At 46.9% G+C, this 25,786-nt stretch carries 28 protein-coding genes; 20 read left to right on the top strand and 8 right to left on the bottom strand.

Going from position 1 to position 25,786, the window contains the following annotated elements; all coding sequences use genetic code 11:
- Window positions 1-62 precede the first annotated feature (62 nt).
- Together MJ595_RS18765 and MJ595_RS18760 are read left to right on the top strand one after the other, a co-directional pair.
- On the top strand, window positions 63-1,280 hold the full coding sequence (locus MJ595_RS18765) for a beta-ketoacyl-ACP synthase (protein ID WP_263079593.1): 1,218 nt from the start codon (window positions 63-65) through the stop codon (window positions 1,278-1,280).
- 506 nt (window positions 1,281-1,786) lie between these two features.
- Window positions 1,787-3,805 (top strand): hypothetical protein, encoded by a 2,019-nt coding sequence (locus tag MJ595_RS18760; RefSeq protein ID WP_263079592.1) that lies wholly within the window; start codon window positions 1,787-1,789, stop codon window positions 3,803-3,805.
- 145 nt (window positions 3,806-3,950) lie between these two features.
- On the opposite strand, the gene MJ595_RS18755 is transcribed toward MJ595_RS18760, so the two are convergent.
- Together MJ595_RS18755 and MJ595_RS18750 are read right to left on the bottom strand one after the other, a co-directional pair.
- Window positions 3,951-4,808 (bottom strand): phytanoyl-CoA dioxygenase family protein, encoded by an 858-nt coding sequence (locus tag MJ595_RS18755; protein WP_263079591.1) that lies wholly within the window; start codon window positions 4,806-4,808, stop codon window positions 3,951-3,953.
- 33 nt (window positions 4,809-4,841) lie between these two features.
- Window positions 4,842-5,681 carry a lysophospholipase gene (locus MJ595_RS18750; protein WP_263079590.1) on the bottom strand — a complete coding sequence of 280 codons (840 nt, stop codon included), beginning with the start codon at window positions 5,679-5,681 and terminating at the stop codon, window positions 4,842-4,844.
- Window positions 5,682-5,994: 313 nt separating this feature from the next.
- On the opposite strand from MJ595_RS18750, the gene MJ595_RS18745 reads away from it, so the two are divergent.
- From MJ595_RS18745 to MJ595_RS18690, 12 genes are all read left to right on the top strand, one after another.
- Window positions 5,995-7,044: a methyltransferase gene (locus MJ595_RS18745; protein ID WP_263079589.1), complete on the top strand. Its 1,050-nt coding sequence runs from the start codon at window positions 5,995-5,997 to the stop codon at window positions 7,042-7,044.
- Between the two features lie 19 nt (window positions 7,045-7,063).
- The gene (locus MJ595_RS18740) at window positions 7,064-7,789 is read left to right on the top strand and encodes a beta-ketoacyl synthase chain length factor (RefSeq protein WP_263079588.1); all 726 of its coding nucleotides are present in this window, start codon (window positions 7,064-7,066) and stop codon (window positions 7,787-7,789) included.
- 5 nt (window positions 7,790-7,794) lie between these two features.
- The gene (locus MJ595_RS18735; RefSeq protein ID WP_263079587.1) at window positions 7,795-8,601 is read left to right on the top strand and encodes a 1-acyl-sn-glycerol-3-phosphate acyltransferase; all 807 of its coding nucleotides are present in this window, start codon (window positions 7,795-7,797) and stop codon (window positions 8,599-8,601) included.
- A 2-nt stretch (window positions 8,602-8,603) separates the two neighbouring features.
- Window positions 8,604-8,858: a phosphopantetheine-binding protein gene (locus MJ595_RS18730; RefSeq protein ID WP_263079586.1), complete on the top strand. Its 255-nt coding sequence runs from the start codon at window positions 8,604-8,606 to the stop codon at window positions 8,856-8,858.
- Between the two features lie 23 nt (window positions 8,859-8,881).
- Complete coding sequence (locus MJ595_RS18725) at window positions 8,882-9,130, top strand: acyl carrier protein (protein ID WP_263322544.1); 249 nt, start codon at window positions 8,882-8,884, stop codon at window positions 9,128-9,130.
- The gene (locus MJ595_RS18720; protein WP_263079585.1) at window positions 9,127-9,726 is read left to right on the top strand and encodes a hypothetical protein; all 600 of its coding nucleotides are present in this window, start codon (window positions 9,127-9,129) and stop codon (window positions 9,724-9,726) included. Before MJ595_RS18725 ends, MJ595_RS18720 begins: the two co-directional genes overlap by 4 nt.
- On the top strand, window positions 9,708-11,162 hold the full coding sequence (locus tag MJ595_RS18715) for an acyl--CoA ligase (RefSeq protein WP_263079584.1): 1,455 nt from the start codon (window positions 9,708-9,710) through the stop codon (window positions 11,160-11,162). Before MJ595_RS18720 ends, MJ595_RS18715 begins: the two co-directional genes overlap by 19 nt.
- Window positions 11,155-11,499, top strand: coding sequence for a hypothetical protein (locus tag MJ595_RS18710; RefSeq protein ID WP_263079583.1), 345 nt, complete (start codon window positions 11,155-11,157; stop codon window positions 11,497-11,499). The genes MJ595_RS18715 and MJ595_RS18710 overlap by 8 nt, the downstream gene beginning before the upstream one ends.
- Complete coding sequence (locus tag MJ595_RS18705) at window positions 11,496-13,172, top strand: glycosyltransferase family 2 protein (protein ID WP_263079582.1); 1,677 nt, start codon at window positions 11,496-11,498, stop codon at window positions 13,170-13,172. Before MJ595_RS18710 ends, MJ595_RS18705 begins: the two co-directional genes overlap by 4 nt.
- Window positions 13,173-13,676: 504 nt before the next feature.
- Window positions 13,677-15,200: an aromatic amino acid ammonia-lyase gene (locus MJ595_RS18700; RefSeq protein WP_263322543.1), complete on the top strand. Its 1,524-nt coding sequence runs from the start codon at window positions 13,677-13,679 to the stop codon at window positions 15,198-15,200.
- A 7-nt stretch (window positions 15,201-15,207) separates the two neighbouring features.
- Window positions 15,208-15,627: an acyl-CoA thioesterase gene (locus MJ595_RS18695; RefSeq protein ID WP_263079581.1), complete on the top strand. Its 420-nt coding sequence runs from the start codon at window positions 15,208-15,210 to the stop codon at window positions 15,625-15,627.
- Window positions 15,618-16,283 carry an outer membrane lipoprotein carrier protein LolA gene (locus MJ595_RS18690; RefSeq protein WP_263079576.1) on the top strand — a complete coding sequence of 222 codons (666 nt, stop codon included), beginning with the start codon at window positions 15,618-15,620 and terminating at the stop codon, window positions 16,281-16,283. Before MJ595_RS18695 ends, MJ595_RS18690 begins: the two co-directional genes overlap by 10 nt.
- A gap of 51 nt (window positions 16,284-16,334) precedes the next feature.
- On the opposite strand, the gene MJ595_RS18685 is transcribed toward MJ595_RS18690, so the two are convergent.
- Complete coding sequence (locus tag MJ595_RS18685) at window positions 16,335-16,514, bottom strand: hypothetical protein (RefSeq protein WP_263079573.1); 180 nt, start codon at window positions 16,512-16,514, stop codon at window positions 16,335-16,337.
- Between the two features lie 39 nt (window positions 16,515-16,553).
- Window positions 16,554-16,727: a hypothetical protein gene (locus MJ595_RS18680; protein ID WP_263079572.1), complete on the bottom strand. Its 174-nt coding sequence runs from the start codon at window positions 16,725-16,727 to the stop codon at window positions 16,554-16,556.
- A 329-nt stretch (window positions 16,728-17,056) separates the two neighbouring features.
- On the opposite strand from MJ595_RS18680, the gene MJ595_RS18675 reads away from it, so the two are divergent.
- Genes MJ595_RS18675 through MJ595_RS18650 form a run of 6 tightly spaced genes read left to right on the top strand, consistent with a single transcriptional unit; the run spans window position 17,057 to window position 23,600 of the window.
- On the top strand, window positions 17,057-19,339 hold the full coding sequence (locus MJ595_RS18675; protein WP_263079569.1) for an MMPL family transporter: 2,283 nt from the start codon (window positions 17,057-17,059) through the stop codon (window positions 19,337-19,339).
- Complete coding sequence (locus MJ595_RS18670; RefSeq protein WP_263079568.1) at window positions 19,336-19,959, top strand: DUF3261 domain-containing protein; 624 nt, start codon at window positions 19,336-19,338, stop codon at window positions 19,957-19,959. Before MJ595_RS18675 ends, MJ595_RS18670 begins: the two co-directional genes overlap by 4 nt.
- Complete coding sequence (locus MJ595_RS18665; protein WP_263079566.1) at window positions 19,956-21,140, top strand: beta-ketoacyl-[acyl-carrier-protein] synthase family protein; 1,185 nt, start codon at window positions 19,956-19,958, stop codon at window positions 21,138-21,140. Before MJ595_RS18670 ends, MJ595_RS18665 begins: the two co-directional genes overlap by 4 nt.
- Window positions 21,137-21,604, top strand: coding sequence for a hypothetical protein (locus MJ595_RS18660; protein WP_263079564.1), 468 nt, complete (start codon window positions 21,137-21,139; stop codon window positions 21,602-21,604). Before MJ595_RS18665 ends, MJ595_RS18660 begins: the two co-directional genes overlap by 4 nt.
- 2 nt (window positions 21,605-21,606) lie before the next feature.
- Window positions 21,607-22,347 (top strand): 3-oxoacyl-ACP reductase FabG, encoded by a 741-nt coding sequence (gene fabG / locus MJ595_RS18655; RefSeq protein WP_263322542.1) that lies wholly within the window; start codon window positions 21,607-21,609, stop codon window positions 22,345-22,347.
- The gene (locus MJ595_RS18650; RefSeq protein WP_263079563.1) at window positions 22,347-23,600 is read left to right on the top strand and encodes a beta-ketoacyl-ACP synthase; all 1,254 of its coding nucleotides are present in this window, start codon (window positions 22,347-22,349) and stop codon (window positions 23,598-23,600) included. The genes fabG and MJ595_RS18650 overlap by 1 nt, the downstream gene beginning before the upstream one ends.
- Before the next feature lie 75 nt (window positions 23,601-23,675).
- Here the strand turns inward: MJ595_RS18650 and MJ595_RS18645 are convergent, their stop codons facing one another.
- The 4 genes from MJ595_RS18645 to MJ595_RS18630 all read right to left on the bottom strand — a co-directional run bounded on the left by MJ595_RS18645 (window position 23,676) and on the right by MJ595_RS18630 (window position 25,556).
- Complete coding sequence (locus tag MJ595_RS18645) at window positions 23,676-24,080, bottom strand: hypothetical protein (protein ID WP_263079562.1); 405 nt, start codon at window positions 24,078-24,080, stop codon at window positions 23,676-23,678.
- Between the two features lie 125 nt (window positions 24,081-24,205).
- On the bottom strand, window positions 24,206-24,859 hold the full coding sequence (locus MJ595_RS18640) for an IS630 family transposase (protein WP_263322427.1): 654 nt from the start codon (window positions 24,857-24,859) through the stop codon (window positions 24,206-24,208).
- Window positions 24,781-25,254, bottom strand: coding sequence for a helix-turn-helix domain-containing protein (locus MJ595_RS18635; RefSeq protein WP_263078037.1), 474 nt, complete (start codon window positions 25,252-25,254; stop codon window positions 24,781-24,783). The genes MJ595_RS18640 and MJ595_RS18635 overlap by 79 nt, the downstream gene beginning before the upstream one ends.
- Window positions 25,255-25,391: 137 nt before the next feature.
- Entirely contained in the window at window positions 25,392-25,556 is a 165-nt protein-coding gene (locus MJ595_RS18630; protein WP_263079561.1) for a hypothetical protein, read from the bottom strand.
- Between the last annotated feature and the right edge of the window lie 230 nt (window positions 25,557-25,786).

The following is a 25,786-nucleotide window of genomic DNA, read 5'->3' as shown; positions in this document are numbered from 1 at the left end:
TATTGGCTGCCCGTCACCAATAGCACGGGTGAAAACCGTCGCAAAGTAATGGGAAGAATGCCGTGAGACGTGTCGTTATTACCGGAATGTCAGCATTGACCTCTATCGGGAATCACTGGGGAGAGGTCAGGGATAACCTGCTGGCAGGTAACAGTGGCGTTGCTATTATGGATGAATGGAAATTCATCCAGGGTCTTAACTGTTATTTAGCGGCTCCAGTGACGTTTAAACATAGCCATTATCCCCGGAAAAAAGTCAGGGGAATGAGCCGGGTGTCTTTAATGGCAACCCGGGTCACTGAGCAGAGTCTGGCCGACAGTGGTATTAGCGGTGACCATTGTGATTATACCCGTCTTGGCATTGCCTACGGTTCTTCCATTGGTGCCACTGAACAGTTTGTGCCATTTGGCCGGGTATTATCAGATAACCTGGCTAGAGGTATTTCGCCCACTGGCTATATTCAGATGATGAGCCACACAGCAGCGGTCAATCTGAGCATTTTTTTTGGTATCAAGGGACGAATGATTCCTACCAGTGCGGCCTGTGCATCCGGTGGGCAAGCACTGGGTTATGCCTATGAAATGATTAAGCAGGGTATTACCCCCTGGATGATTGCAGGTAGTGCTGAGGCGCTTTGCCCCACTCAGGTGGCGGTGTTTGATTCCTTTTATTCTGCAAGCTTGAATCATAAAGCACCCCATAAATCGGTGAAGCCCTTTGATAGTCTCCGGGATGGTCTGGTGGTTGGTGAAGGGGCTGCGTCGTTTATTCTGGAAGACCTGGATCATGCCCTGGCCCGTAAGGCACCTATTATTGCCGAAGTTGCAGGATTTGCCACCAATATGGATGGTAGCCATATTACCCGTCCTGATAGTGACATTATGGCCCTGGTTATGAAACAAGCGCTTTCTGCAGCTTCTCTTGCCCCGGAAAATATTGGCTATATTAATGCCCATGCTGCGGGAACGGCGGGAGATAGGGCGGAAGCTCAGGCCATTCGGAAGGTTTTTTCAAACCGCGTTCCAGTGACCAGCTCCAAGGGACACATAGGCCATACCTTAGGTGGTTGTGGTGCGCTGGAGGCCTGGCTAACCATCAATATGATAAATGAAGGCTGGGTTGCACCGACACTGAACCTGGAGTCAGTGGCTGATGACTGTGGTGGAATCCAGCATATTATGCATAACCATAAAATGTTGGATATAGACTATGCGATGACCAATAATTTTGCTTTTGGCGGAGTGAATACCTCACTGATATTTAAGCGCTGGTCACATTAAGATTTTTCCGAAAATAACTCCCCTATTTCATCCTGTTTGGGGTGCTGCTGTGTAGTTCCATTTTACAATCACACTTCAGTAGTCTGGGTATGCGCCATGATCCAGTTCACTGGCTTCAACCATATCGACGATGGCCTCTTACATTCAGAAACAGGTAGAAGCAAAGCATGTGTGTTTTAATTTGAGCTGAATAATCATTCCATGAATACACTGAAAAGATAAAGCACTAAAGCAGATATCAGCGTACAACAAGCATAGTCAAATATGGGAGCTATTTTGAGACAGTTCCTTAATGTCTAGCCTGAGAAAGAGTACTGGACAACATAAGGAAACTGCTCGCGATTTCACCAGTAAGTGCTAGTTTAAATTAGCGTTCTATTCCTATTAACAATAAACATGAATTATAGGAGGTAGGCATGCGCTGTGTTTGGTCCTGTTTATGCGTTTGCGCACTTTTTATCATGGTTTTATTTCCCTTTGTATCAACAGTCGTAAAGGCTTTTTCTATGGATACGACAGGCAAAGAGGAAACTATAATTATTGAACCGCAAGTCCCAGAGCGACTCGATGGCAAGGCACATCAAGAGCAGCAGGGAGTGTATGAAGCTTTGCAGACTTTGCAGGTAACAGTTGTTCAGCTTCAGTTATTGTTGCGAAAGGCAAGGGCTGATATTGGTGAAGACCGACTGTATGAATCAATGATTGCGGATGAGTTATTTTCTGACAAGTCAGCAGAAGACAGTGGCAACCACTATCAGGATGGCAGTGACAATGAGCGTGAACAGATGAACTATGATGCCAGACAGGCACAATATTTTTTTAGCCAGCAGGGAGATGAGCTATTTTTAGCTTTTGAAGAGAAAGATGGCAGTGAAGTGAATAACACAGATACCGCTATTTTATCTGTTCAGGGTATTGGTAAGTATATACTGACTCTACTTCAGACTCATCAACAATATATCATGATGATTTCTTGTCCTTTACCGGATAGTGGAAATAATGTATCCAACAGCCATTCGGCATCTGTAGAAAGTAACGATGAGGGTGAAGCTGGCGCACAACAGCAGTCCAGGCAGCCCTCTGAGGAAACTTGCACAATATCAGATAATGATGGCAAGAAATACGTTTGTACTTTAGTTTTATCTGACTCCCTGGAACCTTTGCAATGTAAAATATGCTTTGGGTTTTCCCAGAATGCCAGTTGTTTAGTTGGATGTGATGAGGCTCACCTGGGGTGCAGAGCATGCCTGGAACAACAAATGCAAACAGAAGTATGCCATGCCTGCGGTGCAGTATCTGATAATAACCTGAAAAAAATCGGAGAAGATGTTTATTGCCGGACATGCGATAGAAAAACTGAGCCGCATCACTGTATGACATGTAGAAAGGTTGTTACAGGTATTCAAAAAGCGCCAGCGGCTATCAGGAACTTAATTGATTTATTGGAGGCTTTTTGTCCCTATAAAGAAAAGGGTTGTCAGGATATCGTTAAGTTACAGCGTATGCTTTCTCACATAAAAAACGAATGTGCTCATCGAGAGGTTTTTTGTACTAATCAAGGTTGTGGTGAAAAAATGGCCTTTATGCTGATGCAGCGTCATGAAAAAACGTGTGACTACGCATTGAAGCAATGCCAGTACTGTCAGAAAGAAATGTTAGGCAGGGAACTTTTTTCTCATGAGGTATTGTGTGAAAAAAAGCCAACTCAATGTCCCTTTTGTTATAATGAACTGATGTCAGATATGGCTATTCAGCATGTAGGGGAGTGTCCGGATTTACCTGCTGGCCTGGAAGGTGCAGTCGGGGATATCCTGATGTTTTGTGTAGAAAATAAATATCGGAAGAAAGAGCCTGATGAACATTCAGGCTGTGCCTGTAGCGTATTAAAAGAGGATAATGCCAAGTTATTAGGACAGGTTCAGGTTTTAACGGGGCAGGTTCAGATTTTAACAGGGCAGGTTCAGGATTTATTTACTTACATGCGGGCTAATGAGCATAGCAGAAACATTGAGGCAAGCCCGCCTGCCACAGGGACTGCTGCTGTAGATAATCAGGAAGTAACAACGATGATCATGGATGTGGCAGATAGGCTGGACCACACAACTGAAAGGCTGGAACAGTTAGAACTCGCTCAGGCAGGCATCAATAGCGAAATTAAGATGCTCACAGAAACCGTTAATACCTTGTTGAGTATGGGGGTATCTGCTAGATCAGCGTCCGATACAGCATCACACTCTGGGCAAGCTGCCAGTGTTGCTAATCAGCTCAGTACTTCCAATATAGAAAAGCGATTGGCTGTTGTTGAGGCAGAAAATGTAAAATTGATGAAAAACCTTAGTTTTGTTGATATAAGCGGTGAGTTCAGTGAAAGAATTCAGGAGCTGTATGACAGGGTGGGCAACCAAGCGAGTCTTGGCTGTGATTTAAGGAAGGAAATAGATGCCTTGAGAGAGTTATTAAATAGCTTTTTGGCAGCAAAAGAACAAAAAGGTTTCTTCAGCAGCTTTGGCAAGGGGAAAAAATAATTTAACCCATAAAAAGCAGGCAGAATTCAGAATATAGATATTCGGGAAAAGATTGGATATAGACTATGCGATGACCAATAATTTTGCTTTTGGCGGAGTGAATACCTCACTGATATTTAAACGCTGGCTGCAGTAGTTGATTTGATTATTCTGATATCTTGAGCAGATAACCACTATCATCACCGGGGTATTTCACTTCTGGCTGATGGGCTCCCTGGGCTGCAAAACCGTTAATAAATAGTAGTCTTGAGTTGTTGGATTGGTTTGGAAGGCTTCGATGAGCCAGATTTGGGTGACACAGTAAGACATCTCCGGGTTGCATTCTAACGAATTCCGGGGGGTATTGTTGTTGTAATTCTCCCGCTATTATATCTTGTGTCTCAGGCCGGTTTTTAAGCGGAGTGCTGTCGTTATGGGAGCCGGGGTAAACTTCAATGGCACCATTCCATTCGTCCATTGCTTCCAGCGCGGTCAGGGTTTGGACAAACCCGCCATTGTGCATATTCTCGCCAGCCCATCCTTTGTCGAAATTACGCCTGTTTTCAATGTCTCGATGAAATTTAAACTCCACGCCATCATTAGGCATTTTGGGGTGTAGCTGGTTAATTAAATGGTGAGCATGGTGTGTCTGTAATACCCGGAATACCATGTTTTTCAGTTTTTTATCTGCGCCTAAAGTCCTGAACTCGGGATGCATACCACAAGCCCATACAATACGTTTGATGACCAATGTGTTTGTATCATACACAAACTGGGAGCCATTTCTATCAAGCCTGATTTCAGCCCTTTCAGTATTGTGACTTTCTTCTCTTATTTGATAGCCGTATTGCAGCATCTGCAATGCTAATTCTTTGATGGGGCTGATTTCATCTTCTGAAAATACTCCCTCAACAAGCAAGCAGCCTGTTCTACTATATGTTTTCAGATCTTCATCCGTTAAAGGGTATTTTGCCCCCACTGCCAAGCCTGGCAGTAATGCAATAAATAACAGCCATGGTTTCATTGGTAAATGCTCCAGCTAGTGCTCTGGTTTGAATCAAGGGTGATAGGAGTTCCTGATACTGTTAAAGAGTATAACCAGCTCTCTTTGGTGATCCGGGTGTTTGTTGGTAAACCCTTTGGCATGCTGGCAGTCATTTAAGAGCCAGAAGTGTTTACTGGTGACAGGAAGCTGTTTAAACAAGGCGTGACCCAGCTCACTATCAATCAGCTGGTCATCCTCACAGTGGGCAACAATCATGGGAATGTCGGGTATTTGATGAATATGTCTAATGGGCGCATGGTGATCATTGATTAATAGTCTGCCAATCCAGTCAAAGGCGAAACCACCATAGCCTTTTCGAATCATTGCGGCAGCTACATCACTATAGCTTAAAAAACTGCTATCAATAAAAACCAGTCCAAAGGAGGACGTTTCAGTGGGATATTGGCTAAGGGCTTGTAGTAAGACAGTCCCTCCCAGTGAAGTCCCCATTAAGATAATGTTTTTCCAGCCATGAGCTTTCTGTAGGGCGAGAGCATGATCCAGCAGGGTTTGGGCATCTTGAACCGTCGTTTTGGGAGTGGGCCTGCCGCTGGATTTGCCATAGCCAGAGTAATCAAAAACCAGCAAATCATAGCCATGCTCTGTCAACCAGCCATAGCGTTGTGATGTCCAGGTAATATTAGCCCCATTGCCATGAAAGTGGATGACTAACGTGTTTTTTTTGGGGGATGTTATTTGTGCCGGAATTAGCAGGGTATGGAGGCGATTACCGGATCTGGACTGAACAAAATAGGGAGGGTAAGGGGAGATAGTACTTAAGGCTTTGTAGGTTTTATCATTGGGTCGGTAAAACCAGGTGGAATTGCAGCCGGTGAGTAAAAATAAACCCATAAGAGCCAATAGGATTAACGTTACGGCTTTTGGTTTTTGCTGAATGAGCGTCCTTGGTAATTTCACGACCAGAACCTCTTTGTTTCGGTTATTGTTATTTTTTCTTCAGTATATACGCCTATGTTCGTTTAGCTCCTGTTTATTTTTTTTACCGTAATATCAGGTTCATAAAAAAAGGGTGGTGGGTTAATCTTTCGTAGTGACAGGGTAATAGCAGGCCGCTAGAATGCATGTCCTTCCTTTATTATGGTGACAGGTCTTGAAGTGAGACCGGAGTGGGTAGTCTTTGAATTGGTATGACCAGGAAAAGGAGATGTCTGCGGTTGATGCCATCTCTGAAGCTCAGAAAATTGCTTATGCGCCCATTATGTTTCAAGCAGCCAGACTGCTCTGTGAACTGGGTATTTTAAAGCAGGTCAGCTCAGCTGATTCAGAGGGTATGGATGTGCAGACCATAGCCCGGAAAACAGGTTTTTCGGAGTATGGCATTGATGTGCTGCTATCCATGGGACTCAGTGCGGGTCTGGTTTGTTTGAAAGACCAAAAATATACCCTTACTAAAGTGGGCTATTTTCTGCTGAATGATGAAATGACCCGTATCAATATGGCCTTTACCCATGATGTTTGCTATCAAGCGATGTTTTATCTGGAAGAAGCCATTAGAGAGGGTAGGCCGGCTGGATTGAAAGTGTTTGGTGATTGGGAAAACCTCTATCAGGGATTAACGGTTTTGCCGGAAAAAGCACGAAAAAGCTGGTATGACTTTGATCATTATTATTCGGACGGTGCTTTTCCTGAAGCCCTGAAGGAGGTCTTTGCTACCCAACCTGCAACACTGTTTGATATTGGCGGGAATACCGGTAAATGGTCGTTGGCCTGTGCTGAGTATAATAAAGATGTCCGCATTACTTTGCTGGATTTACCTAACCAGCTGGAAATAGCAGGCCAGAATATCCATCAGGCGGGTTATTCAGACCGCATTACCTGCTACGGCATTAATATGCTGGATGAGCAGGCTGAATGGCCGGGTCAGGCAGATGTTATTTGGATGAGCCAGTTTCTTGACTGCTTTTCTGCCGAGCAGATTGTCAGTATTCTGCGTCGTGCTGCCAAAGCTATGTATAAGACATCCCGGCTCTTCATTATGGAGACTCTCTGGGGTCGCCAGCAATACGAAGCGGCGGCCTATAGCTTAAATGCCACTTCACTGTATTTTACCGCATTGGCCAATGGCAATAGCCGGATGTATAGCGCTGGAGAGTTAAGAACTCTGATAAAGCAGGCGGGACTGGTTATTGAGCAACAGCGGGATGATATTGGATTTTGCCATAGCCTGTTGAAATGCAGGCTGGCCCAAGACTGACCTTAAAGACACTATTAATATGAAATTGACGGTGGGCGTTGAACGCTGGGAAGGCTGGGTTCCCGATATTAGGGAAAAACGGCAGTGGCAGGCATTGATAACAGGTGTGCGGCAGCCGGATTTAACAGCTGCCCCTGAGTTTTTATGGTTGAAGCCACGCCAGCGAAGGCGGCTCAGTATGATCAGTAAAATGACTCTGGATGTGGCAGGTTGTTGCGCTGAGGGTGTGGTATCCATTCCAGCCATTTTTGCCTCCCGCCGTGGTGAGGTCAGCCGAATGGCAACAATACTGCAGGATATCTGCTCTGGAGAAGATGCCTCTCCCACTGACTTTAGCCTGTCTGTGCACAATGCCTCGTCCGGATTATTTTCCATATACACCGATAACCGGCAGCCGTCCACGGCCATTGCAGCAGGCGCTGACACGGTTATTGCCGGCCTTACAGAAGCATACGCTCAACTAAATAGTGGACAAGAGCGTGTATTACTGGTTTTTTTTGAGGATCAGATGCCCGAGGTATACCAGGCATTTGCACTGGCAGAAGACTACCCGGTGGTACTGGCAATGATTTTGAGTCAGGGAAGTGAACCACAGCTTCAGTTGCAGATATCCTCAGGGATAGGCAGTCTTTCTGAAGCAGAGTCTACCTATATTCAGCTAACCACCCTGGTTCGCACTTTGCTAACTGAACAGTCTGGAGTAATCACTGGAGAAAGCAAACAGTGCCTTCTGCAGTTTAAATAAATTTAATGGCTTTTTTATCTTTACCGGCACAACAGGCTCAACCGGATGGTTGGCTGAAGCGCTGCTGGAGAACCCTGGCAACGGCATTCAGTTTTTTGGTTTTTGGCCTGGGATCCCTGGATCTGGCATTTTTGATTTTCCCACTGATTTTACTATTGACTCCCTGTGGACAGAAAAGACGACAGTTTATGCAACGCGTTATCAGCGTTCATTTCCGGGCTTTTTTGAAAATGATGCAGTGGTTGGGGATTATGAAACTCCGGCTGGAAAACATTGAGCTGCTTACCCATGAGAAAGGCTCGTTAATTATTGCTAACCACCCGACACTCATTGATGTGGTGGTCATCATGGCGTATTTACCACAGGTGGATTGTGTCGTAAAAGAAGGGCTTTGGCATAACCCTTTTCTCAAGGGGGTTGTTTCTGCTGCCGGCTATATCAGTAACTCATCAGACCCGGCTGTTTTAATACAGCGTTGCTGTGCCAGTCTTGAGCAGGGTAGGAACTTGATTATTTTTCCCGAGGGTACCCGGACCACACCGGGTAAGCCGCCCAGGTTTCAGCGTGGGGTGGCCCGGGTTGCTTTACAGGCAAAGTGTCCAATACGGCTGATACACCTTGATTGTGCCCCGGCGACGCTATCGAAATCCCATAAATGGTATCAAGTGCCTGAACGTCCTTTTGTCTTTAGCTTGCATGTTGGTGAGCAGCTTGATACGGAGCAATGGCAGCAACACCATATGGTATCAGCCATTGGCTCGCGCCGGTTAACCCGATTTCTTGAATCGCAATTTAATAAGGAAACCCTTTGACAATGGAAACTTTAAAGCAGGAACTGAAAGAACTGATTATTACGTCCCTGGATCTGGAAGATGTGACACCGACAGATATTGTTGATGATGAGCCTCTGTTTGTTGATGGTTTGGGACTGGACTCCATTGATGCCCTGGAACTGGGTGTGGCCATTAAAAAGAAGTATCAGGTCAAGCTGGATGCTAACTCCAGGGATAATAAAAAACATTTTGCCTCTATCAATAGCCTGGCTGAATTTGTTAAGGCGGCAGCCTGATTAACAGGGAGGAATGAATCATGATGACTAAAAACGATATTCTGGCCGCCCTGAAAGAGATTCTGGTGGATAATTTTGAAGTTGAGCCTGGGGCGATCACTCCTGATGCCAGACTGTATCAGGATCTTGACCTGGATAGTATTGATGCCGTGGATCTGGTGGTTGCCCTGCAAGGATTGACAGGCAAAAAAATCAAGCCGGAAGAATTTAAGGCCGTAAGAACGGTTGCAGATGTTGTAGATGCCACATACAGCTTACTGGAAGCCGCTTGAGCAGTATTAACAGATTAACTGGAAGAATCCTGCAAGTCATTTTGTTGGCGGCATTGGTCTGTTATCCGGTGGTTGTTTTTTTCGGGCTGAAATGGTTTTCAATCAAGACGCTGGCTCTGGTTGTACTGCTGCTGTTTGGTATCAGGCTGGCGTTGATCCTTAAGGAAAGCAATGCCCAAAGGGCGCAGTTACAGTGTTTAAAGCCCATGGTTATGGCAGGTGCAGCAGGTGGATTACTGTTATCGCTGGCGACACTTGGATTTAATAGCAGCCGTGCCTTGTTGTTTTACCCTTGTTTGGTAAGTTTGGCGGGACTGCTGGCCTTTGGCTGGACGATTATAAAGCCTCCCAGCATGATTGAGTGTTTTGCCCGACTGATGGAGGGCGACTTGCCAGAGCAAGGAGTGCGGTATACCCGCAAGGTCACAATAGTCTGGTGCCTGTTTTTTTTGCTAAATGGACTGGTGGCTTTTTACACGGCAATGAGTGACGACCAGTCACTGTGGGCGCTTTATAATGGTTTTCTGTCTTATATTTTGATGGGTTTGTTATTCGGACTGGAATGGATCTATAGAAAGTGGGTGCTGAAGATTTAACAATGGGCTGCGATTCTATCAGGCAAACCATCCATCAATTCCTTGTAAAGGCTGTCGAGGGCAGGGAAGGATCGGAAAAAATAATTTTAGCGGATGGCGAAAGGGTTTATTCCCGGACCGATCTAATTCATAGCATCCATAAACTGACTTCGAAAATACAGAGTACAGGTCATACAAATTGGGTGCTGGCTTGCCGGGATTCAGGGCAATTCCTTACCGGACTGCTGGCTTTGATTATGGCTGGCAGGCGGGTGCTACTACCACCCAATGATAAACCGGGAACGCTAAAGGAAATCAGTGAATATAGCCAGGCACTGCTGACGGATGGTGAGGGAGAGGGCTTTGAGGGCTTTGTTCTAGGGTTCGGGAATAGTGAAGCAAAGGGTGCTTGCCTGAATGGGTTCCTTCCGAAGACTGAACAGTCAGAGTTGGTCTTCTTTACTTCCGGTTCCAGCGGCCATGCCAGACCGGTGACAAAATCCCTGCATCAACTGGAAGCCGAAATTCTTGCTTTGGAAAGTCGGTGGGGAAGCCTGCTTGGGTCTTCAGTCATCCTTTCTTGTGTTTCCCATCAGCATATCTATGGTGTGTTATTTCGCTTGTTGTGGCCCTTATTAACCGGGCGAATAATTGATACACGGCAGTTTGAGTATCCGGAACAGCTGCTTAAGGCCATAAGGCACTATCCTGAAGTGGCTATTGTTGCTTCGCCAGCCCAGCTGGGTCGATTACCGATGGAACTGGACTGGAAGGTCATACAACAACAGGTCTCCACTATTTTTTCATCAGGTGCGCCGCTGGCCTCTGGTCATGCCATACAGGTCCATCAATGTTTTGGTCATTATCCTGTTGAGGTGTTGGGTAGTACTGAGACCGGCGGGGTGGCCTGGCGTCAGCAAAATCCGGATTTTAATAAGGATGGCCAACATGTGAATGCCTGGACGCCCATTGACGGTGTTACCGCCATACTCAGCAATGACCGGCTAAAAGTGTATAGCCCTTGGCTGGAAGATCCGGCGGCAGGTTTTGTGATGGGTGATCGGGCCTCTTTGCTGGATGAAAACCGGTTTTTGCTCCATGGCCGGGCAGATCTGATCGTCAAAATTGAGGGCAAGCGGGTCTCATTAACAGAAATAGCCAAGTACCTGAAAACCTCTCCGCTGGTGGCATCTGCTGAAATGGTGGTGTTAGAGCGAGACAGACGGCAGTTGGGCGCTGTGGTGATTTTAACCGATCATGGCAGGGACTTTCTTCAGAAGCAGGGAAAACTGGCCTTATCCAGGCAGTTAAAGACTGTTTTGGGTCAGTATCTTGAAGCGGTCACCTTACCCAGGAAGTGGCGTTTTCCAAAGTGCCTGCCAGTTAACAGCCAGGGAAAAGTCGTGCGTAAAGCGTTGGCCACCCTGTTTGATAATGTGGAAAAACAGCATGCATAAACCCGTTATTAGAAGTGTCGAAAAGCAGGATGACAGGGTGGTGATGCAGCTGTCCATTCCTGCTGGACTGGCCTATTTTAAAGGTCACTTTCCCGGTAATCCGGTACTGCCCGGTGTGGTACAGACCCATTGGGCCATCCATTTTGCCTGTGAGTATTTGGGAACCCCTGAGACCATTCAAAAGCTTGAAGTGGTTAAGTTTCAAAATTTGATTTTGCCAGGCATGGACTTGGTGTTGACCCTGGAGCTAAAGGCTAATGGTAAGCTCCAGTTCAGTTACCAGTGTGATGAAAAAAGAATGTCCTCTGGCCGGATCGTTTTTCGGGGGCAGAAATGAGCTTTAATCCCTGTGCAATTATTCCGGTCTACAACCACCACCGGCAGCTCCCACAGGTGATTCAGTCACTGCATAATCATCAATTGCATTGCATCCTGGTGGACGATGGCAGTGCGCCAGAGACCAGAGAAATACTGGAATCCCTGGTAGCAGGAAAGGATTATTTAAGCCTTTACCGACTTTCCTGGAATCAGGGCAAAGGGGCAGCGGTGATGGAAGGCTTAATGAGAGCGCAGGAGGCGGGTTTTAGTCATGCGGTGCAAGTGGATGCCGATGGCCAGCATGATTGTGGTGCCTTGCCTGCCTTGCTGGCTGAGGCAGAGAGTCACCCCCATGCGCTAATAAGTGGTCTGCCGGAGTATGATAACAGTGCCCCGAAATCCAGACTTTATGGTCGAATGATTACCCGCTTCTGGGTTTGGATTGAAACCCTGTCCCGGGATATTCATGATGCAATGGTGGGATTCAGGGTTTATCCATTGGACAGTACCTGTGGTTTGATCAGGACGGTGGATCTAACCCGCCGGATGGATTTTGATATTGAAATCGTAGTCAGACTGCACTGGGCTGGAATAAAAGTCAGGCCAGTGCCGGTGAGCATCCTATACCCGGAGGATGGGTTGTCACATTTTGATGCGTTCAAAGACAATGTTCGTATCAGTCTACTGCATGCCCGTCTGTGCTTTGGTATGTTAAGGCGGCTGCCAGCCCTGTTAAAACGAAATATCACAAAGGGAGACTCCCGACACTGGTCTCATATCCAGGAGCGGGGTTCCGAGTTGGGTATCCGTTTTCTTTTGGGAACTTATCGCTTATTAGGACACAAGGCGTTTGGTATGATGCTATGGCCGGTGATGCTGTACTTTTTTCTCACTGGACGGACAGCCCGCAAGGCATCTACAGAGTATCTGGAAAGACTCTACAGGGTTTACCCGGAGGCTTTTGCAAGGCGTCCTGACTGGCGTTTATCCTTTCAGCATTTTCTCTCTTTTGGGCACTCCCTTGCGGAGCGTTTTGGCTCTTGGCTGGGCAAGATACCCTTAAGTCAGCTGGATATTGAAGGGCAAGCTGAATTGGATGAAAAGCTGTCTCAGGGACAAGGTGTGGTGATGCTGGTGTCTCACCATGGCAATGTTGAGTTATGTCGGGCATTGACCCAGTTTAAAAAAACCGGGCCGAAACTGAGGGTTAATGTGCTGGTGCATACCCATCATGCTCCCATGTTTAATAAGTTGCTCGGCGAGATTAACCCTGATGTGGCTGTCCGGCTGATCCAGGTGAGTGAAATTGGGCCGGATACTTCAATGATGCTGAGTGAAATGATTGAGCAGGGTGAAATTGTTGCTATTGCTGCCGATCGTTTGCCGGAAGGGGATAAAGACGCTTGTATTGAAGCGGACTTTCTTGGGGAGAAAGCCCGGTTTCCCCGAGGCCCCTTTATATTGGCTTCCCTGTTAAAGGCTCCTGTGTTTACCCTGTCTTGCACCCGTAGTGGTAATAGTCGCTTCTCGCTGGTAATTGCCCCTTTTGCGGATTCACTCAGGCTGCCACGTAAAGAGCGGCTGCAAAGGCTACAGGCAGTGGTACAGGATTATGCACATACCCTGGAAGAGGCCTGCCGGCGATCGCCACTGGAATGGTTTAACTTTTTTGATTTCTGGAAGAAGCACTAAACCGCGCCCAGTTAGAGAACCGCAATTTGATAGAGCTGTGATGGGCGCGCTTTAGTAATCGCTTCGCTTAATGCACAAGTCAGGAATATCCGGTTTTCAAACGAGTTTTGGTTTAGCTGACCATCCTTGCGTTTTAACCCACTGGCTTTGCTGCTTTATATGTAATTCTTGGCTGTTTTGGCATTGGATAGTGCCTTGGTTAAATAAAATACTGTGGGATTCCGCGTTGCTATATGGGTATACCATCATTGTCGTAAAAAGGCAGGGTGAGACAATGATATGGCGTGAATGGTTTTTTATACGCTATCGCATGAGTAAAACAATGCTTGGACACAATTAAAGATTATTAGTTTAGCTATATAAACCAAATAATGAAATTAACTGGCAGTATGTTTTGTAGAAACCGGACCTTCTTCAATCCGGGCTGCTTGAAGTAAAAATGGATAGAGTGTGCGAATGACTGGATACCTTCATCCAACTGAAACAGGCGGCTGTTTGGATATTGTGATTCTTGGGGAAAAAAGACTAACTATTGAAAATATCAATAGTGTAGCCTCGGGAGAAAAGACATTACTGTTAAATGAGTCTTCCCGGTTTCGTGAAAAAATAAGGAAAGGATCAGAATTCCTCGACCGGCTGCTTGCAGAGGATGGGGTTATCTATGGCGTGACCACCGGATATGGTGACTCCTGTACCCGCGGGGTTCCCCAGGCATTGGTCAATGAGTTGCCACTTCACCTAACCCGTTTTCATGGCTGCGGTCTGGGGCGATACCTTGATGAAAGCCAGTCCAGGGCCGTGATGGCCACTCGCCTGAACTCCCTTTGTCAGGGGGTATCCGGTGTCAGTGAGGAATTGCTGGTGCGCATGGTTGAACTGATGAATCTTGGTATTCTACCCGTAATCCCTGAAGAGGGTTCGGTGGGAGCCAGCGGTGACCTTACCCCCTTATCCTATATTGGCGCCATGCTGGTGGGTGAACGGGATGTGTATTATCAAGGCAATATTCGTCAAACGGCAGAGGTTTATCAAACGCTGGGTATTACACCGTTAACACTGAGGCCAAAAGAGGGGCTGGCCTTGATGAATGGCACTGCGGTTATGACTGCGCTGGCCTGTGAAGCTTATGACAGGGCTGAATACCTGGCCAGGCTCTGTGCAAGAATCACGTCTTTGGTGACCCTCACCATGAAGGGTAATGCCAATCATTTCGATGAGCGGCTGTTTGCGGTAAAACCCCATCCGGGACAGATTGAAATTGCTTCCTGGATACGCCGGGATCTGGAACATAAAGCAGCACCCCGTAACTCCAGCCGACTGCAAGACCGTTATTCCATCCGGTGTGCACCCCATATTATCGGGGTGTTGCAGGATAGTCTGCCCTGGCTCAGAAGCTTTATTGAAAATGAGCTGAATAGCGCCAATGATAATCCAATCATTGACGGCGAGGGTGAGCATGTCCTGCACGGAGGGCATTTCTATGGTGGACATATCGGGTTTGCCATGGACTCCATGAAAAATGCGGTGGCCAACCTGGCTGACTTGATGGACCGGCAAATGGCGCAGTTGATGGATACCAAATTTAATAATGGGTTGCCTGCCAATCTTTCAGGAGCCACAGGGGAGCGGGCATCCATTAACCATGGCTTTAAGGCAGTACAGATAGGCATCTCGGCCTGGACCGCTGAAGCATTGAAAAATACCATGCCAGTGAGCGTGTTTTCTCGCTCAACAGAGTGCCACAATCAGGATAAGGTGAGTATGGGCACCATATCGGCCAGAGACTGTCTGAGAGTGCTGGAATTAACAGAACAGGTGGCGGCCGCTTCTTTACTGGCCGTCCATCAGGCACTTGAGCTTCGGTTGCGTGCAGGGGAGCTGGAGCATGACCGTATTCATTCTGACTTGTTGAAGCAGCATGAAAGAATCATGGCCGATTTTGCATTTGTTGATGAAGACCGTCCATTAGAAGCGGATCTTCGCCGACATATTGCCGGCATTAGAAAAAAACACTGGACACTGTACTGAGGGAATCATGGCAACACTATCGGCAACCGTTGCAGTTCATATTCCCTTTCATGATGTGGATATGATGGAAGTGGCCTGGCATGGACACTATGTCAAATATTTTGAGCTGGCACGCTGTGCATTGCTGGATAAAATTCGCTATAACTACAAAGCAATGAGGGCTTCGGGATATGTCTGGCCCGTGGTTGATTTAAAGGTGAGGTATGTTCGTCCCGCCCGGTTTGGGCAGGATATTTGCGTCACGGCATCGGTAAAAGAATATGAGAATCGCCTGGTTCTGGATTATTTGATCTGTGATCAGGCCAGCGGGGAGAAACTGACCAAAGGGCAAACTATTCAGGTGGCCGTCTCTATTGATACTGGCGAATTGCAGCTTGTCTCCCCTGCTGCCTTAAGGGAAAAGGTGGAAGGTTCTATATGCGGCTAATCAGTGCAAAACAGCTGTGCATTGTGGGAACTCTGTTGTTGGCTTTGGGGGCAGGGGCATCAACAGCCTACTCTTTACAGGGAAAGAAACCTCAAGAGGAAGAGATATTACAGCATGATGTCTGCGGCATTCTCTCCGCTTTCAAGTCGGTGGAGGTGATGCAGGGCCATTTTCAGCAGGAAAAAAACTTACCGGTATTTAGTCGTCCACTGAAATCTTCAGGTTTTTTTATTTCTGTGCGGAATCGTGGTGTCTTATGGGAAGTGAATGAACCGGTATCGTCAAAAATGGTATTAATGCCAGGTGTATTAAAGCAGTACACCGACCACGGAGTTCAAGAGCTTAAGGCGACGGGCACGGCCTATGACGGAATGGGAGTGCTGCTGCCGGCGCTATTTAAAGGAGATATGGAGCTATTATCCCGGTATTTTTTTGTAACCAGTGATAGAACTATTAAGGGCTGGGTAATTCAGTTAAAGCCGATCAATGAGAAATTGGCTGAGTTGATAAAATCAGTGGTTATCAGTGGCGAGGGGAATCATATTAACCAGGCCAGCCTGTATGGTGCGGCAGGGGACACGACCCATATTACCTTTGAGGATATTGAAATAAGTCACCGGCCAGCAACGGTGGAGCAATTATCCTGGTTTATGTAGGATTAGAGGGTAAGCAGGCATTAGCTATGCCTGCTTAAGATGGAGTGTTTTCTAGTTAACTGGACCGCTGTCTTTATTTATAACAATAGTACCTAATGGTATGTCAACGAAACCATTTCTGTCAGAATCATCTAATAATATTTCCATATCATCAGGTAGTTCAAATCTTGAGGCAGATACTTCTCTTGGCAAATGGTGAGTTGAAAGCTTACTTCTTATTTTATTAATCATGCAGCTGGCAAAATAGAAGCCACATGCAATTTTTGCAACCTACCGTGCTTTTATGGGTTGTCCTTCTATCGCTTCCTCACGGCTTAGGTTACGAGCATATTTACATAGGTTGTCTTTGACCTCGCAAGCCCAGCCCTTAAACCTTGCTGCCTTTTGGCTACAGGTTTCTTTTATGGTTTCAAATGCTTGGGATATATTTTGAATGATTTTCACGGGGAAACCTCCTTGTTAACTATTTTTATCCTGTAATAAATCAGACTTTTTAATACACAAAGTGTTCAATTACAGTATTCAGACAAAAGTCTTAACGCAGAAGCAAAACCAGTTAATATCATCAATGAAGTAAGCTACAATTCCAGCCCCGATAATGGTTCCCACCACTGTTCCAGCATGGGCACCTTTTTTACGCAAGATATATTCCCAGAGCTGAGTGCTTTCTATACAAGGCTGCTATGACGTCCGATAACATACCCGTTGTTAACAGAGTAATTGGCAGGAAAAGGGGGCTACTATTATGGTGCTTTCTGACCGCTATTGTCATTTTGATCAATGTTTGGCAAGGCGTACCCCGTATCGCAACAGATCTGTTTGAGCTGTTGCCCAAGGCTGAGCTGGATCGGCCCACAGCTATGGCTTCTGCACAGTTTTCACGACATTTCAGCAATAGAGTGTTCTTGCTGGTAGGGGGGGATGCTGAGGACTCGGTGCACCAGGCTGTCGAAATAGTATTGTCCCAATTGCGATCCAGTGGTTATTTTGATCAATTAATGGCGAAGATAAAGCCAAGCTGGCTGGAAGAAGTAGCGGCTTTTTATTATCCCTATCGCTATCAGTTACTGGAACCCCGCGATCAGTCACTTGATGCAGAAGAAGTCGGTGGTGTCCTGACAGATCGGGCCTGGCAACGGTTGTCCAGTCCTACGACCTTGCTGAGTAGTCAACGGCTGATTAATGACCCGTTGTTTGTTTTGCAAAGGTATCTGCAGTCCTTGCCAAAAGGTGGAGCTCATATAGAGGCCCATAAGGGTTATCTTGAAGTGCATCAGAACGGTCGTTATTACGTTCTGATAACCGGGCTTTTACACGGCAGTGTGTTATCCCTGAAAAATCAGGAGAAGGTGATCCATGCCATTAATCAGGCAATCATAAAAGCGACAGAGCCAGGGCAGGTAGAGGTTATTCGCAGTGGCATGATATTTCATGCCAGTGCCGGGGCTAGTGAAGCACGAAAAGAAGTCAGTACTATCGGGCTTGGCTCGCTGCTGGGCATCTTGCTACTTATGGTTACGGTCTTTCGTTCAGTGGCTCCCCTGTTGTTGTGTTTGCTTTCCATAGGGGCCGGAGTACTGGTGGGGTATACGGTAACAGTGTGGTTATCCGGGCCTGTCCATATTTTTACCCTGGTCTTTGGAGCCAGTTTGATAGGCGTTTCCATTGATTACTCGTTTCACTACTTGACTGAGTGGAACCGTCAAGGCAGGCGCTGGTCACCAGTAAGGGGCCTCAAGCATATTTTTCCAGGGATCAGCCTGGGTCTTATTACCAGCCTGTTGGGTTATGCCCCCATGCTGATAACGCCTTTTCCCGGATTGAAACAGGTAGCACTGTTTTCTTCCTTTGGTTTAATGGCTTCATGGCTTACGGTGATCCTGGTATATCCAGTGCTGATAAAACGAGGCCGTTATGAAAAAAGGGATTACCCGGGAGAGGGCTGGCTTACTGGTTGGGTTGATGAGATTCTTTCCTTTTGGCAGAAGCCTCTACATGGCATAAACCGCTGGTACATGGTAGCCGCGCTGATTGTGCTTTGTTCGGGTCTATTATTGCTAACCGCCAATGATGATATCCGGCAATTACAGAGCCGCTCTTCTGAACAGGTGTCGGCTGACAGGGCATTTCAGGATATAGTGGGCGATTTTTCAGAAAACCGGTTTTTCCTGGTAAAGGGTAAAGACCCTGAAAGCTTGCTCCGGAACGAAGAACAGCTGGTACGGTTGCTTGCAAAACAGGTGGACAGTGGAAACCTGAGAAGTTTTCAGGCGGTATCGGAGTTTTTGCCTTCACACTATCAACAGCAGCTGAATAATAAAAAGCTGGCGAATATATTTCGGAACCAGCTGCCGGACTTTATGGCAGACCTCTCTTTAACGGATGATGCTATCAGGCAGGCTCAGAAAGTATTTGCGGAAGTATCCGAAAATGTTATGTCCCCCCAGGCCTGGCTTGATGGCCCTTTAATAAAGACCCATGGTCACTTATGGCTGGGGAAAGTAGAGGGGTATTATTTTTCAGCGGTGCTGCTTGCCGGTGTTTCTCCTGAGTGGAACCCGGCCAGCGTGACTTCTTCACTGGATAATGTGGTCCTGATCGATAAAACAGGCGAAACATCCGGGTTGTTTGGCCGCTATCGGGTGTTGATGTCCTGGTTGCTGGTTGTGGCGTATGCCTTGATTGGTGTGGTGCTTTTTTTCCGTTACGGACTGGCTGGTGCTATTGATGCATTATTGCCGCCAGTGCTGGCGGGATTAATGACTTTATCCCTGCTGGGTGTATTGGGTCAGCCAATAAACCTGTTTCATATTCTGGCTTTGTTAATGGTTTTAGGTATAGGTATTGACTATACCTTGTTTTTCAAAGAGTCGGGGGGAGAAAACCGCTATACATTAATGGCCATAACCCTATCCGCCATTACTACGCTATTGTCGTTTGGTTTGTTGGCGCTTTCCAATACCGCAGCGATTAGTGGCTTTGGCCTGACTGTCCTGACGGGTATTACCGGCTGCTATATCCTTGCCCCCTTTGCTATCGGTGAAAATCGCCAATGAAAGGTTGTCTGACTATTGTTTTAAGTGTTTTATTGCTGTCAGGCTGCGGGAGGAGCTGGCAAATCAAGCCGGTCAATAAAGCTGATGTCACCATGGCGGTGACACCGCCTGAAGTGTATTTATCCCGTAGTGTTGCCTGGAAATTACCACATGCCCGTGTGGTAGAGGGATCATTCGCGGCTGTTCAGTCTGTTAAGGGGCGTTATGGTGATCGTTCGTTTGAGATGATTTTTCAGTTGGAAAAAAAGGCTGATGATCTGGTGATAGTTGCTGTGACGCCAATGGGGCAGCAGTTGCTACAGGTAGAATACCGCGGTGGCGTATTAACCAGTCAGGTGAGTCCGTTACTGGGTGGCGGGATTAAACCGGCCTATCTGATTTCCGACTTTTTGCTGGCATTTGGCCAGGTTGACAACCTATTGCCATACCTGAAGCTTTATTCCGGCCTTCGCCTTGAAGACAAACCGGGCAAAGCCCGTTCCCTGTATTTAAATGACGATCCATTGGTGACTGTTACCTATAGTGGAACCCTGGGTCACTGGCCAAAGTCAGTGAAGTACCGTCACGAAGCACTGAATTACGAACTGGATATCACCCTATTAAGTCTGGAGCCGCTATGAGAGAGCCAGCACTATTTATTTCATCCATGGGGATTATATGTGCTTTGGGAGCAGGGCATCAGGAGGTGCTGGGCAATCTGCTGGAAAGCTCAACCATAGACAGGGTAAGCGCTGGTGACATGGGCAGTGAATTATGCCCATACCAGGGAGTTGTACCCGATGAAGGTCTAGACGTATGGTGTGGTCATAGCAGAAATAACCGGCTTCTGAGTGCGGCAATGGCACAGATTGCGCCGGAAATTGAACGCCTGAAAAGCTGTTATGGTGCGGAGCGAATAGGTGTTGTTCTTGGCACCAGTACCTCGGGAACCTTAGAGGCAGAGGCAGCCATGACTCTGCGACAAATGGGGCAGGTGTTTCCTGAAGATTACCACTATCGCATACAGGAAATGGGTGACCCTAGTGGTTTTCTGGCAAAATCTTTTGGAATAACAGGTCCCTGTTATACGCTCTCAACTGCCTGCTCATCCAGTGGAAAGGTCTTTAGTGCCGGGCGAAGACTGATTCAATCGGGTCTCTGTGATGCGTTAGTGGTGGGGGGCGTAGATAGCTTATGCCAACTGACCATTCATGGTTTTTCTGCGCTGGAATCGGTATCAGCAGAGCTTTGTAACCCTTTTAGTAGCAATCGTAATGGCATTAATCTGGGGGAAGGTGCAGCATTATTTACGCTGACCCGTGAAACAGCGGATATTGCTTTATTGGGGGTAGGGGAGTCTTCCGATGCCTGGCATATTTCAGCCCCTCATCCGGAAGGCAGGGGAGCAGTGGCAGCCATGAAGGGAGCCTTGAATGATGCAGGTATGATAGCTGGTGATATGGGGTACCTGAACCTTCATGGCACGGCAACGCCTCTGAATGATGCCATGGAAAGCCTTGCCGTTGAGCGACTACTTGGCAGGAGTCTCTTATGTAGCTCAACGAAACCATTCACCGGGCATACCCTGGGGGCAGCAGGTGCGGTAGAAGCCGCTTTAAGCTGGTTATTGTTATCACCCTGTAATGAAAAACGGCAGTTGCCGGTTCATTACTGGGATGGCCAGGTTGATCCGGAACTTCCGAATTTACGGTTTACAGTGCCAGGTGATGTATTGGCAGAAAACAAAGCGGTAATTATGAGTAATTCATTCGCCTTTGGTGGTAGTAATGTCTCTTTGATATTGGGAAGGTGTGCCGAGTGAATAGCCAGAATATTGATCTGAGCCCAGAGGCTCTGCTACCCCATGAACACCCGATGATTCTGATTGACTCTGTTATTGATTGCGGCAGTGATTACCTTATAGCAGAGGTGAGGCCAGCAGTGGGCAAGCCTTTTGCCAACGACAATGGATGTGTACCCTCCTGGGTTGGAATGGAGTATATGGCCCAGGCCATTGGGGCATTTGCCGGAGTGCAGGCCCAGCGTGCCGGTGAGCCGATAAGCGTCGGTTTTTTATTGGGAACCCGGGCATACACCATCGGAATTGACCAGTTTGAAACCGGGCATATTTACCGTATCAGGGTTCAGCAGCTGTATCAGGATAATGGCTTGAGTGCCTTTGAGTGCTCAATTAGCCTGGAAGGTGGTGTGAGCCTGGCTACAGCGACAATTAATACCTACCAGCCCGAACATTTGGAAGACTTTATGGAGGCTAGCAGGCTGTGACCATTGCAGTAGAACATCATGATAAAAGCGTGCTGGTAACCGGTTCCAGCAGAGGGATTGGCAAAGCCATTGCCATGCGCCTGGCAACTGAGGGCTATGAGGTGATTGTTCATTGCCGTAGCCGCCTGGATCAGGCTGAAGAGACACTGGCCCAAATCAGGGAACAAGGCGGCCGGGGCAGGCTTATTGCCTGTGATGTTGCGGATCGGGAGCAGTGTCGTAAAAAACTGGAAGAAGATATTGAGAGCAACGGTGCTTATTATGGTGTGGTCTGTAATGCAGGCATTACCCGGGATAATGCCTTTCCGGCATTGACTGGTGAAGACTGGGATACCGTTGTTCATACCAATCTTGATGGTTTCTACAATGTGCTTCAGCCAGTGGTGATGCCAATGGTGCGCAGGAGAAAGCCAGGAAGAATTGTAACCCTGGCATCGGTTTCCGGACTGATAGGCAACCGTGGTCAGGTGAATTACAGCGCCTCTAAAGCAGGCATTATAGGGGCCACCAAAGCCCTCGCCCTGGAGTTGGCCAAGCGCAAAATTACCGTTAACTGTGTTGCTCCCGGGCTAATAGAAACCGATATTATTGAAGAGACTCCGGTTGAGGAAATAACCCGAATGATCCCGGCAAGGCGTGCTGGCCAGCCTGAGGAAGTAGCCGCGCTGGTTAACTTTCTGCTATCCGCTGAGTCAGCCTATATTACCCGACAGGTGATCTCCGTCAATGGAGGGCTGGCTTAATGCGCTTTACAAGGGAAGGCTCGGGCAAACGTCGGGTTGTCATCACCGGCATGTCAACTATCACCTCCATTGGTGATACCTGGGATTCAGTATTTGAAAGTTTGCAGGCCGGTCGTTCGGGGATTTGCCATATACCTGCCTGGCAGGCATGTGAAGGTCTTAATACTGCCCTGGCAGGGCCTGTGATGAATTTTTTCCGTCCAGCCCATTATCCCAGAAAAAAAATCAGGGGGATGGGGCGACTGGCGTTGATGTCCACTGTGGCCACCGAGCGGGCTCTGGAGCAATCAGGGTTACTGGGTGATCCGGTGTTGTCCGGTGGTCATACCGGTATTGCCTATGGTTCGTCTATTGGCAGCACCGGCCCGATCCGGGCTTTTGGTCATTTGCTGGAGAATAATGAGGTTGGGGGTATTAATGCCAATAGTTATATTCAGATGATGCCCCATACTGCCCCGGTTAATATTGCCCTGTTTTTTGGCATCCGGGGGCGATTGATCCCTACCAGCAGTGCCTGCACCTCCGGCAGTCAGGCCATCGGACTGGCCTATGAAACCATTGCCGATGGCCGACAATCAGTGATGATTGCGGGTGGCGGTGAGGAGCTGTGTATTACTGAGGGAGCGGTTTTTGATACCCTGTTTGCCACCAGTACCCGCAATGACCAGCCAGACAAAACACCCAGACCTTTCGACCGGGACCGCGATGGCCTGGTGATTGGCGAAGGGGCCGGGACTTTGATTCTGGAAGATCTCGAGTATGCCTTGGCACGGGGCGCTACCGTATTAGCTGAGGTTGTAGGCTTTGGTACCAACATGGATGGCATCCACATTACCCAGCCCACCGCGGAAACCATGGCTGTTGCCATGAAGCTGGCACTGGAAGATGCTGTGGTATCAAGCGATGCTATTGGTTATATCAATGCCCATGGCACTGCCACGGATAGAGGCGATATTGCCGAATCGGCTGCAACTCACGGGGTATTTGGAGAAAGAATGCCTATCAGTAGTATGAAGAGTTATCTTGGTCATACTCTGGGGGCTTGTGGTGCCATTGAAGCCTGGGCCTGTGTCCATATGATGAACCATGACTGGTATATGCCAACCCTGAACCTGGATCATGTTGATGAAGCCTGTGCCCGGCTGGATTATATACAGGGTTCCGGGCGTCAGATGCAGAACGAGTACGTGATGTCTAACAACTTTGCTTTTGGCGGTGTGAATACGTCACTGATTTTTAAGCGGTGGAGGTAAATCATTTTTGCGGATTAATAGATAGAAAAGCTGCTTGCATCAATAGGGAGCAAGCAGCTTCAGGGGGTATAAAAACTAGATGTCTTTTAAGCTAACCAGTTCGCTCTGAATAGTCCGATCCAGCAAAACCACCCATTTATTATAATTGCGGTGAATGGCACTTCCATTAAAGAGAAGATTGTTGCTGTCGTTATAGTTGATGCTATAACCTGACTGATTGTAGTCAATATCCACTTTAGCCATATGCTTGCCCCTGACATTAATCCTGGCTACGATTTTCCCCGGAGTGGACTCTTCTATGGTCCAGCCTTTGAGGGTAACACCACGGACTATGGCCTGTTCGACGTCATGGGTACTGAATTTATACTCTGACAGGGCTGCCGGGGTGGTATTGTTTATATTATTGACCGGCTGCAACCTTGCGCATCCGGTTAAGGCCAGTCCCAGGCATAATGTGGCAGCCAGTGTTTTTATTTTCATTATTTCTGATACTCCTACAGTGAGTTCCTTGGTCTGGGCTAAATTATCCTGATTTTTGATAAACTGAAGCTTAAATCGTGTGCCGGAAAAAGGAATAAGTAGTGTATAGATTGCTTTCGAATAATTTAACCATCCAGTCGGACAGTATTAGAAAATGAGATCATATACTCCTCTCCAAATGAAAAAAGCACCCGTTCAACTTCTTTTTCAAATTCCGCAAAGCTCTTGATTGACAAGAGGTTGAGCCATTCATACTTTATTTTCCTCCACAGGATTTCAATCAGGTTGAGCTCAGGTGAATATGTTGGCAGAAAGCAGACCAGCAATTTCTTTTCAATCATCCAGTCATCAATTCTGGCACAAAACTTTTTGCTGGTGTGAATGCTGGCATTATCCACCATAACTACCGTGTAACGATCATTTGAGCTGTATTTTTCATCTGCCATTTTCTCTGCAAAGTCATCAAAGGCCGCAATCACCGTATCGCTATTCACTGAACCCACAACAGGATAATGAAATAGCTCACAGCTTCGGTTCATAAACCCCAGTACGTTGATGCGTTTACTTTTGACTGATGGTATTCTGAGCTGCTTTCCTTTTTCCTGCCAACCGTATGGCACACAAGGTTCCTGGGTAAAGCCGGACTCATCAAAATAAAATAAATTGATTAACCCTTTGCTCTCGGCTTCCTGGGCATCTTTCAGAGCAGTTTTACAGTCATGGAATTGCTCTTCGTCCCGTTTATGTTTGCATGATTTACGGAGTCTTTTGTAAACCAGCCCTGCTTTTTTACAATGTTTGCCAGAGTAATTTTTGATGAAGATTTACCGGTTTCATCCTCGATCTTGGATTTGACATACGATAAGCGACGAGGCTCTTCAGCCACTAATTCTTTTATGCGTTGCACTTCGGATTCGTCATATATGCACGGCCTACCGCCACCATGCCCCTTGTACAAGGCACGAATACCATATTCTTCCCAATCATCAATCCACTGAGAAGCAGTTTGATATCTAATTTCAAGTATTTCGGCAATTTGCTCAAGGGTAAAGCCACGATTGCTCAATAAAAGGCTATGGGCTCTTTCCCTTATACATCTCAGAGGTCCGTAGTGTTTGGCGAATTTCAAAGTTAATAAAACAGCTTCATCAGTGATTGTAGTGACGTACTTCATAGGGAGAGGGATTTAAAGACCAGTACTCTCTTTATAATAGAGTAAATGTATCATTCAATAGCTATCTGATCGTTAGATCAAGAAGTAGATTTCTCGTACTGGCCGAACATCCAGTTTATTTGAAACCAAACTATGACCTACTTATTATCCAGCTTCAGGGAATACCACTCACTGGCGGTATTCATGTCAAGAATAAGGCATTGTAGCCAACGCTGGTTGTCAGGGTGTTCCAGTAATTGAAATAGTAACCCGTTGTCATCAATATGGGCTTCTGCCAGGATTTTGACTGAAGGGGAGGTCATGTTATCGAATCCTTATCGAAGGTTATTTTATTTATGAAGTGCTTATGTATTTTAACTGCCTGAAATGACATCGGTAAGACAGTGGGCTTGGCCTGAATGAGTATTCTCGACCACTACTAAGAAACTTTAGTTCAAATAATAAGAAAACAGAGGATAATATTTAATGAAATAAATAGCTTAACTTTAGAGTTAGTATGACATGAACGTTTGGTTATATTTTAAAAATTGTG

The organism is Endozoicomonas sp. Mp262 (genome assembly GCF_025643335.1).
Classification (GTDB): domain Bacteria; phylum Pseudomonadota; class Gammaproteobacteria; order Pseudomonadales; family Endozoicomonadaceae; genus Endonucleibacter.
Note: the sequence above shows the minus strand (reverse complement) of the source record. Positions and strands in the feature narration are given on the sequence as shown.

Excerpts from the sequence above, each read along its gene's own strand:
- MJ595_RS18705 (WP_263079582.1), top strand. The coding sequence starts at position 11,496 with ATGAGCTTTAATCCCTGTGCAATTATTCCGGTCTACAACCACCACCGG.
- MJ595_RS18670 (WP_263079568.1), top strand. The coding sequence starts at position 19,336 with ATGAAAGGTTGTCTGACTATTGTTTTAAGTGTTTTATTGCTGTCAGGC.
- MJ595_RS18730 (WP_263079586.1), top strand. The coding sequence starts at position 8,604 with ATGGAAACTTTAAAGCAGGAACTGAAAGAACTGATTATTACGTCCCTG.
- MJ595_RS18725 (WP_263322544.1), top strand. The coding sequence starts at position 8,882 with ATGACTAAAAACGATATTCTGGCCGCCCTGAAAGAGATTCTGGTGGAT.
- MJ595_RS18635 (WP_263078037.1), bottom strand. The coding sequence starts at position 25,254 with ATGAAGTACGTCACTACAATCACTGATGAAGCTGTTTTATTAACTTTG.
- MJ595_RS18650 (WP_263079563.1), top strand. The coding sequence starts at position 22,347 with ATGCGCTTTACAAGGGAAGGCTCGGGCAAACGTCGGGTTGTCATCACC.
- MJ595_RS18645 (WP_263079562.1), bottom strand. The coding sequence starts at position 24,080 with ATGAAAATAAAAACACTGGCTGCCACATTATGCCTGGGACTGGCCTTA.
- MJ595_RS18710 (WP_263079583.1), top strand. The coding sequence starts at position 11,155 with ATGCATAAACCCGTTATTAGAAGTGTCGAAAAGCAGGATGACAGGGTG.
- MJ595_RS18740 (WP_263079588.1), top strand. The coding sequence starts at position 7,064 with ATGAAATTGACGGTGGGCGTTGAACGCTGGGAAGGCTGGGTTCCCGAT.
- MJ595_RS18685 (WP_263079573.1), bottom strand. The coding sequence starts at position 16,514 with ATGATTAATAAAATAAGAAGTAAGCTTTCAACTCACCATTTGCCAAGA.
- MJ595_RS18695 (WP_263079581.1), top strand. The coding sequence starts at position 15,208 with ATGGCAACACTATCGGCAACCGTTGCAGTTCATATTCCCTTTCATGAT.
- MJ595_RS18755 (WP_263079591.1), bottom strand. The coding sequence starts at position 4,808 with ATGAAACCATGGCTGTTATTTATTGCATTACTGCCAGGCTTGGCAGTG.
- MJ595_RS18745 (WP_263079589.1), top strand. The coding sequence starts at position 5,995 with ATGTCTGCGGTTGATGCCATCTCTGAAGCTCAGAAAATTGCTTATGCG.
- MJ595_RS18735 (WP_263079587.1), top strand. The coding sequence starts at position 7,795 with ATGGCTTTTTTATCTTTACCGGCACAACAGGCTCAACCGGATGGTTGG.
- MJ595_RS18690 (WP_263079576.1), top strand. The coding sequence starts at position 15,618 with ATGCGGCTAATCAGTGCAAAACAGCTGTGCATTGTGGGAACTCTGTTG.
- MJ595_RS18760 (WP_263079592.1), top strand. The coding sequence starts at position 1,787 with ATGGATACGACAGGCAAAGAGGAAACTATAATTATTGAACCGCAAGTC.
- MJ595_RS18630 (WP_263079561.1), bottom strand. The coding sequence starts at position 25,556 with ATGACCTCCCCTTCAGTCAAAATCCTGGCAGAAGCCCATATTGATGAC.
- MJ595_RS18665 (WP_263079566.1), top strand. The coding sequence starts at position 19,956 with ATGAGAGAGCCAGCACTATTTATTTCATCCATGGGGATTATATGTGCT.
- MJ595_RS18750 (WP_263079590.1), bottom strand. The coding sequence starts at position 5,681 with ATGGGTTTATTTTTACTCACCGGCTGCAATTCCACCTGGTTTTACCGA.